Origin of the sequence: Streptomyces africanus (genome assembly GCF_002150735.1) — a bacterium.
In the GTDB taxonomy this organism is placed as follows: Bacteria; Actinomycetota; Actinomycetes; order Streptomycetales; family Streptomycetaceae; genus Streptomyces; species Streptomyces africanus.
Genome location: NZ_MUKA01000616.1, coordinates 1 through 7,056 on the forward strand (window position 1 = coordinate 1; position 7,056 = coordinate 7,056).

General features: G+C 69.8%; 7 protein-coding genes and 1 pseudogene. All 8 read left to right on the forward strand.

Annotated elements, in window-relative coordinates:
* Positions 1-837, forward strand: an 837-nt coding sequence (locus tag CCL05_RS42690) for an HrcA family transcriptional regulator (RefSeq protein ID WP_086565859.1), incomplete at its 5' end; no start/stop codon positions are given.
* 298 nt (positions 838-1,135) lie between these two features.
* Positions 1,136-2,293 (forward strand): molecular chaperone DnaJ, encoded by a 1,158-nt coding sequence (dnaJ, locus tag CCL05_RS42695; protein ID WP_030523161.1) that lies wholly within the window; start codon positions 1,136-1,138, stop codon positions 2,291-2,293.
* A gap of 5 nt (positions 2,294-2,298) precedes the next feature.
* On the forward strand, positions 2,299-3,039 hold the full coding sequence (locus CCL05_RS42700; protein WP_030523160.1) for a 16S rRNA (uracil(1498)-N(3))-methyltransferase: 741 nt from the start codon (positions 2,299-2,301) through the stop codon (positions 3,037-3,039).
* Between the two features lie 501 nt (positions 3,040-3,540).
* Positions 3,541-4,281 (forward strand): annotated as a pseudogene (locus CCL05_RS42705) (PhoH family protein); the annotation flags it as partial.
* Positions 4,282-4,294: 13 nt separating this feature from the next.
* Positions 4,295-4,792, forward strand: coding sequence for an rRNA maturation RNase YbeY (gene ybeY, locus CCL05_RS42710; RefSeq protein WP_059414063.1), 498 nt, complete (start codon positions 4,295-4,297; stop codon positions 4,790-4,792).
* A 7-nt stretch (positions 4,793-4,799) separates the two neighbouring features.
* On the forward strand, positions 4,800-6,110 hold the full coding sequence (locus CCL05_RS42715) for a hemolysin family protein (protein WP_086565860.1): 1,311 nt from the start codon (positions 4,800-4,802) through the stop codon (positions 6,108-6,110).
* A complete protein-coding gene (locus CCL05_RS42720; RefSeq protein WP_086565861.1) occupies positions 6,107-6,466 on the forward strand; it encodes an MmcQ/YjbR family DNA-binding protein in 360 nt (119 codons plus the stop codon). Before CCL05_RS42715 ends, CCL05_RS42720 begins: the two co-directional genes overlap by 4 nt.
* Positions 6,467-6,486: 20 nt before the next feature.
* Complete coding sequence (locus CCL05_RS42725; protein WP_086565862.1) at positions 6,487-6,840, forward strand: cytidine/deoxycytidylate deaminase family protein; 354 nt, start codon at positions 6,487-6,489, stop codon at positions 6,838-6,840.
* Positions 6,841-7,056 lie beyond the last annotated feature (216 nt).

The following is a 7,056-nucleotide window of genomic DNA, read 5'->3' on the forward strand; positions in this document are numbered from 1 at the left end:
CGCATCCCCACCGACAAGGGCTACCGTCAGTTCGTGGACCGGATCGCCGAGGTCAAACCGCTGTCGGTCGCCGAACGCAAGGCGATCATGCAGTTCCTCGAATCGGGGGTCGATCTCGACGATGTCCTGCGTCGCGGCGTACGCCTACTCGCTCAGCTGACCCGCCAGGTCGCGGTCGTCCAGTACCCCACCGTTTCCGCGTCCACCGTGCGCCATCTGGAAGTGGTGGCCCTCAATCCCGCGCGATTGCTGCTGGTGGTGATCACCGACACCGGCCGCGTCGACCAGCGCATCGTCGAACTCGGCACCGTGGTCGACGACGAGGATCTCGCCGCGCTGCGCGGCATGCTGGGTGCGGCCATGGACGGCAAACGTCTCGCCGCGGCCTCCGCCGCCGTCGCCGAACTGCCCGAGCAGGCGCCGCCCAAACTCCGTGACGTGCTGATCAAGGTTTCGACGGTCATGGTCGAGACGCTGGTCGAACATCCCGAGGAACGCCTGGTCCTGGGCGGCACCGCCAATCTCACCCGCAATGCCGGCGACTTCGGCATCCACGGCTCCCTGCGTACCGTGCTCGAGGCGCTGGAGGAGCAGGTCGTGGTCCTGAAACTGCTGGCCGCCGCCCAGCAGCCCGGCATGGTGACGGTGCGGATCGGCGAGGAGACCCAGGTCGAGGAGATGCGCGGCACCTCCGTCGTCACCACCGGCTACGGCGCCGCGGGCGCGGTCCTCGGCGGTATGGGAGTCCTGGGCCCGACCCGGATGGACTACCCGGGCACCATCGCCTCGGTGGCGGCGGTCGCCCGCTATATCGGCGAGGTCCTCGCCGAACGGTAGGCCTGTGCTTATTTGCGGCGCCTTCGGCGCCTCGACCCTTTGAGGGCCTCGTAAGGCTCGGCACCGGGTGCCTGCGCAACCGGGGCGCGGCCGGTGGATTTCGACTGCCGGTAGTGCGGGCTTGCCCGCCGCGGAAGGGGGCTTGCGTGGTTCGCTGTTAGGCTCGTGTTCTCCGCCGAGATAAAGTTGAGTCGACCCGACTAAGCTCACGGGCGGGCGGCTCAATCCATCAGGAGCCACGCGGCCGGTCGTGGGAAGCCGGAGCCGTGGACAGCGACCAAGGACTAAGAGAACTCAAGTGGCACGGGACTACTACGGATTGCTCGGTGTAGGCAGGGACGCCTCCGACCAAGAGCTCAAACGCGCGTATCGCAAGCTGGCTCGCGAACTGCATCCCGATGTGAACCCGGACGAAGCGGCGCAGACCCGGTTCAAGGAGGTCTCCGCGGCGTACGAGGTGCTGTCGGATCCGGAGAAGCGCCGCATCGTCGATATGGGCGGTGACCCGCTGGACGCCGGTGGCGGCGCCGGCGGTTTCAGCGGTGCCGGTTTCGGCGGTCTGGGCGATGTGTTCGAGGCGTTCTTCGGCGGGATGAGCGGCGGCGGCGGTACCGGCGCCCGCAAACCGCGTGGACGGGTGCAGCCGGGCGCGGATTCGCTGGTGCGGACCCGGCTGAGCCTGGCCGAATGCGCGGTGGGAGTCACCAAGCATCTGACCGTCGACACCGCGATCCTGTGCGACCTGTGCCAGGGCGCCGGGACCAACGGCAACTCCAGCCCGGTGCGCTGTGAGACCTGCGGCGGCGCCGGTGAAGTGCAGTCGGTGCAGCGATCGTTCCTCGGTCAGGTACTGACCTCGCGTCCGTGCCCGACCTGCCGTGGTGCCGGCGAGACGATCCCGGATCCCTGCCACAAATGCGGCGGCGACGGCCGGGTGCGGGCGCGGCGGGAGATCGCGGCCCCGATTCCGGCCGGGGTGGCCAACGGGATGCGGGTGCGCCTGGCCGCGCAGGGTGAGGTCGGCCCCGGTGGCGGGCATGCCGGCGACCTGTATGTGGAGATCGTGGAACAGCCGCACGATGTGTTCGTTCGCGACGGTGACGACCTGCACTGCACCGTCCGGGTTCCGATGGTGGACGCGGCACTGGGCACCACGGTGGTGATCGACACCATCATGGACGGTCCCACCGAACTGACCATCGGTCCCGGTACCCAGCCCGGGGAGATCTCGGTGCTGCGCGGGCACGGTATGCCGCGGCTGCGTTCCAGTTCCCGCGGTGACCTGATGGCGCACCTGGATATCGTCGTGCCGACCAAGCTGGACAGTAAGCAGACCGATCTGCTGCGCAAGTACAAGGGTTTGCGGGCCAAGGACAAAGCCGAGGTGATGTCGGCGCAGTCCGAGCACAACAGCGGCCTGTTCGCCCGGTTGCGCGCGTCGTTCAGCGGTCGCTGACCTCGATGGCCGCCACGGTCTTCTACCTGGACGAGATCCCGGAACCGGGCGCCGTCGCGGTGCTCGACGGCGCGGAGGGCCGGCACGCGGCCACGGTGCGCCGGATCCGGGCCGGCGAACCCGTCACGCTCTCCGACGGCCGAGGTGTGCTCGCGGATTCGGAAGTCGTCGCCGCGCAGAAGAACCGGCTCGAACTGCTGGTCCGGGACCGTCGCCGCGCCGAGCCGGCGTCGCCGGCGGTCACCGTGGTCCAGGCGTTGCCGAAGTCGGAGCGTTCCGAGCTGGCCGTCGAGCTGATGACCGAGGCCGGTGCGGATGTGATCGTGCCGTGGCAGGCCGCGCGCTGCGTCTCGAACTGGGAGGCCAAAGCGGACAAGGGCGTGGCCAAATGGCGGTCGGCGGCGAAGGCCGCGGCCCGGCAGTCCCGCCGCGCCTACATCCCCGAGGTCACGGCCCTGCACCGGACGCCGGAGGTGGTGGACGCCGTGCGTGCGGCGACGGCACAGGGCGCGGTGGTGGCGGCCCTGCACGAATCGGGCGGGGGTGCCTTCACCGAGCTGCCGTGGCGCACCGCCGCGGCGATCACGCTGATCGTCGGCCCGGAGGGCGGTCTCGACGACGCCGAGCTGACCGCTCTGAGCGCGGCGGGAGCCGAGGTGGTCCGGCTCGGACCCACCGTGCTGCGCACCTCCACGGCTGCCGCGGTGGCGCTCGGGGCGCTGGGGGCGCTCACCACCCGCTGGTGAACAGCCGGTCGTAGCGGTCCGCTACGCCGTGGTCGGCCGGAATTCCACTGGGACGTGTCGGGGCCGGGAGTTAGACTCGTGCCAGCGACAGCATTCGCACCCATCTTTACCAGCGGCGCGTCACCGCAGCTCCGAGACCGGAAAGCAGGCCATAGCGACTACGTGCGATCACAAGGCGATAGCGGCGAGCAGAATCCCTCCGCGGGCGAGAACGGTGCCTCGGGGCCCGCGGCACGCACCGTCCGTTCCAGTATCGAACTCGCACCCGAATCGGTTTTCCCCTTCCTCGGCTCCGCGGACGAAAACCTTCGTGAACTCGAAGATCTGCTCGTCGCGGATATCCATGTGCGCGGCAATGTGGTCACGTTCACCGGTCCGGCGGCCGATGTCGCGCTGGCCGAGCGGGTCGTCGAGCAACTGGTCGCGCTGACCGGCCGCAACCGGGTGATCACTCCCGAAGCGGTGCGGCATACGGTCTCGATGCTCACCGAGGGAAGTTCCGAATCACCCGCCCAGGTGCTCACGCAGAACATCCTGTCCTCGCGAGGCCGCACGATCCGCCCCAAGACGCTCAACCAGAAGCGCTACGTGGACGCGATCGACAAGCACACGATCGTCTTCGGCATCGGCCCCGCCGGCACCGGCAAGACGTACCTGGCGATGGCCAAGGCGGTGCAGGCCCTGCAGTCCAAGCAGGTCAACCGCATCATCCTGACCCGCCCGGCGGTCGAGGCGGGCGAGCGGCTCGGATTCCTCCCGGGCACGCTCTACGAGAAGATCGACCCGTACCTGCGCCCGCTCTACGACGCGCTGCACGACATGCTCGACCCCGACTCCATCCCCCGCCTGATGGCGGCGGGCACGATCGAGGTCGCTCCGCTGGCCTACATGCGCGGCCGCACGCTCAACGACGCCTTCATCATCCTGGACGAGGCCCAGAACACGAGCCCCGAGCAGATGAAGATGTTCCTCACCCGCCTCGGCTTCGACTCGAAGATCGTGATCACGGGTGACGTGACGCAGGTCGACCTCCCGGACGGGACGAAGAGCGGTCTGCGACAGGTGCAGGACATCCTGGACGGCGTAGAGGACGTCCACTTCTCCCGGCTGTCGTCCCACGACGTCGTCCGGCACAAGCTCGTGGGCCGTATCGTCGACGCGTACGAGCAGTACGACACCACGCACGGCACCCAGAACGGCACGCACAAGGGCCGCGGCAAGTCCGGGCACAAGGGGAAGTAGACCGAGCACCAGCATGTCGATCGACGTCAACAACGAGTCCGGTACCGAGGTCGACGAGCAGGCGATCCTCGACATCGCCCGCTACGCGCTCGCGCGGATGCGTATCCACCCGCTCTCCGAGCTCTCGGTGATCGTCGTGGACGCCGCCGCCATGGAGCAGCTCCACATCCAGTGGATGGACCTGCCGGGCCCCACGGATGTCATGTCCTTCCCGATGGACGAGCTGCGCCCGCCGTCCAAGGACGACGACGAGCCGCCGCAGGGGCTGCTCGGCGACATCGTGCTGTGCCCGGAGGTCGCGGAGAAGCAGGGCAAGGAAGCGGACACGCAGCACTCCATGGACGAGGAGCTGCAGCTGCTCACCGTCCACGGCGTGCTGCACCTGCTGGGCTACGACCACGAGGAACCGGACGAGAAGGCCGAGATGTTCGGCCTCCAGGCGGCCATCGTGGACGGCTGGCGCGCGGAGCGGGGCCTGACCGGCCCGTCCCCGGCGCCGACGGTCTCCTAAGCCGCCGATGAGTCCGCAACTCGCCCTGGGCGCGGTCGCCCTGGTCGTCGTGGCCTGGCTCGCCGCCTGCGCGGAGGCGGGCCTCGCGCGCGTCTCCAGCTTCCGCGCCGAGGAGGCCGTGCGCTCCGGCCGCCGGGGCAGCGCCAAGCTCTCCCAGGTCGCCGCCGACCCCACCCGCTACCTCAACGTGGCGCTGCTGGTCCGCGTCGCCTGCGAGATGGCCGCCGCCGCGCTGATCACCTACGGCTGCCTCAAGGAGTTCGACGGCACGACCGAGGCCCTCCTGATCGCCATCGCGGTCATGGTCCTCGTGTCGTACGTCGCCGTCGGCGTCTCCCCGCGCACCATCGGCCGCCAGCACCCGCTGAACACGGCGACGGTCTCGGCGTACGTCCTGGTGCCGCTGGCCCGGATCATGGGCCCCATCCCGTCGCTGCTCATCCTCATCGGCAACGCGCTCACCCCCGGCAAGGGCTTCCGCCGGGGCCCCTTCGCCTCCGAGGCGGAGCTGCGCGCGCTGGTCGACCTCGCCGAGAAGGAGTCCCTCATCGAGGACGAGGAGCGCCGCATGGTGCACTCGGTCTTCGAACTGGGCGACACCCTCGTCCGGGAGGTCATGGTCCCGCGCACGGACCTGGTGGTCATCGAGCGCTACAAGACCATCCGCCAGGCCCTCACCCTCGCCCTGCGCTCCGGCTTCTCCCGGATCCCGGTGACCGGCGAGAGCGAGGACGACATCGTCGGGATCGTCTATCTGAAGGACCTGGTCCGCAAGACGCACATCAGCCGCGAGGCCGAGTCCGAGCAGGTGTCCACGGCGATGCGCCCGGCGTTCTTCGTGCCCGACACCAAGAACGCGGGCGACCTGCTGCGCGAGATGCAGAAGGAACGCAACCACGTCGCCGTCGCCGTCGACGAGTACGGCGGCACCGCCGGCATCGTCACCATCGAGGACATCCTCGAGGAGATCGTCGGTGAGATCACCGACGAGTACGACCGCGAACTGCCGCCGGTGGAGGACCTCGGCAAGGACAGTTACCGGGTCACCGCCCGCCTGGACATCGGCGACCTGGGCGAGCTGTACGGCCTGGAGGCGTTCGACGACGAGGACGTCGAGACGGTCGGCGGTCTGCTGGCGAAGGCGCTGGGCCGGGTTCCCATCGCCGGCGCGTCGTCCGTCGTCGCCCTCCCGGACGGCCGGGAACTGCGCCTGACCGCGGAGGCCGCGGCCGGCCGCCGGAACAAGATCGTGACGGTACTGGTCGAGCCGGTGGACCCGGCGGACCCTCCACCGGACGAGGAGGAGAAGCCGGAATGACTCCCCAGGAACTGCGCGCGTTCTGCCTGTCGTTCAACGCGGCGGTCGAGGACTTCCCGTTCAGCCCGGAGATCTCCGTCTTCAAGGTCAAGGGCAAGCTCTTCGCCCTGTCGCACCTCGACGCGCGTCCCCTCCAGGCCAACCTCAAGTGCGACCCGGACGACGCGATCCGGCTGCGCCGCGAGCACGAGGGCCTGATCGTCCCCGGCTGGCACATGAACAAGCGGCACTGGAACACGGTCACGTGCGACGGGGGACTCCCGGACCGGCTGGTCCGGGAGCTGATCGAGGACTCCTACGACCTCGTCGTCGCGGGCCTGCCGCGAGCGGACCGCCTCCGCCTCGACCGGCCCTGACGCTTCCGTATGCTCGGATCATGACCGACAGCAGCGCGCTCGACCCCGAGGACCGCAAGATCGTCACCCTGGCCCGTTCCGCACGGGCCCGCAACGGCGTGCCCGAAGGGGCGGCCGTACGGGACGAGACCGGACGTACGTATGTCGCGGGGACCGTGGCCCTCGACTCCCTGAAGCTCAGTGCCCTGCGGACGGCGGTGGCGATGGCGGTGGCCTCGGGCGCCACGTCGCTGGAGGCCGCGGCCGTGGTGACCGAGGCTCAGACCGCGTCCGACGAGGACCTGGCGGCCGTGCGGGACCTCGGCAGCGCGCAGACGCCGGTGCTGGTGGCGGGGCCCGACGGGGTCGTTCGGCTGATGGTCTCGGCCGGCTGAGGCCTCCGGGGGCTGCGCCCCCGGACCCCCATCGGCCTGAACGGCCTCGNNGCTGGTTGTTGCCCACCAGCCGGTCGACGAGGCTCAACTTCGCTGCAACCGCCGGTAATCAGGCGGGATTCCAAACGTTGCCGGCAGGGGCCCTGGCGGCCGGGGCCCTCGCGGTCACCGGGCTCGCCTTCGCCCCCGCCGCACTCGCCGTCACCCCACAGACGG

Coding starts and splice junctions, on each gene's coding strand:
- ybeY (WP_059414063.1), top strand. CDS start 4,295: ATGTCGATCGACGTCAACAACGAGTCCGGTACCGAGGTCGACGAGCAG.
- CCL05_RS42715 (WP_086565860.1), top strand. CDS start 4,800: ATGAGTCCGCAACTCGCCCTGGGCGCGGTCGCCCTGGTCGTCGTGGCC.
- CCL05_RS42700 (WP_030523160.1), top strand. CDS start 2,299: ATGGCCGCCACGGTCTTCTACCTGGACGAGATCCCGGAACCGGGCGCC.
- CCL05_RS42720 (WP_086565861.1), top strand. CDS start 6,107: ATGACTCCCCAGGAACTGCGCGCGTTCTGCCTGTCGTTCAACGCGGCG.
- CCL05_RS42725 (WP_086565862.1), top strand. CDS start 6,487: ATGACCGACAGCAGCGCGCTCGACCCCGAGGACCGCAAGATCGTCACC.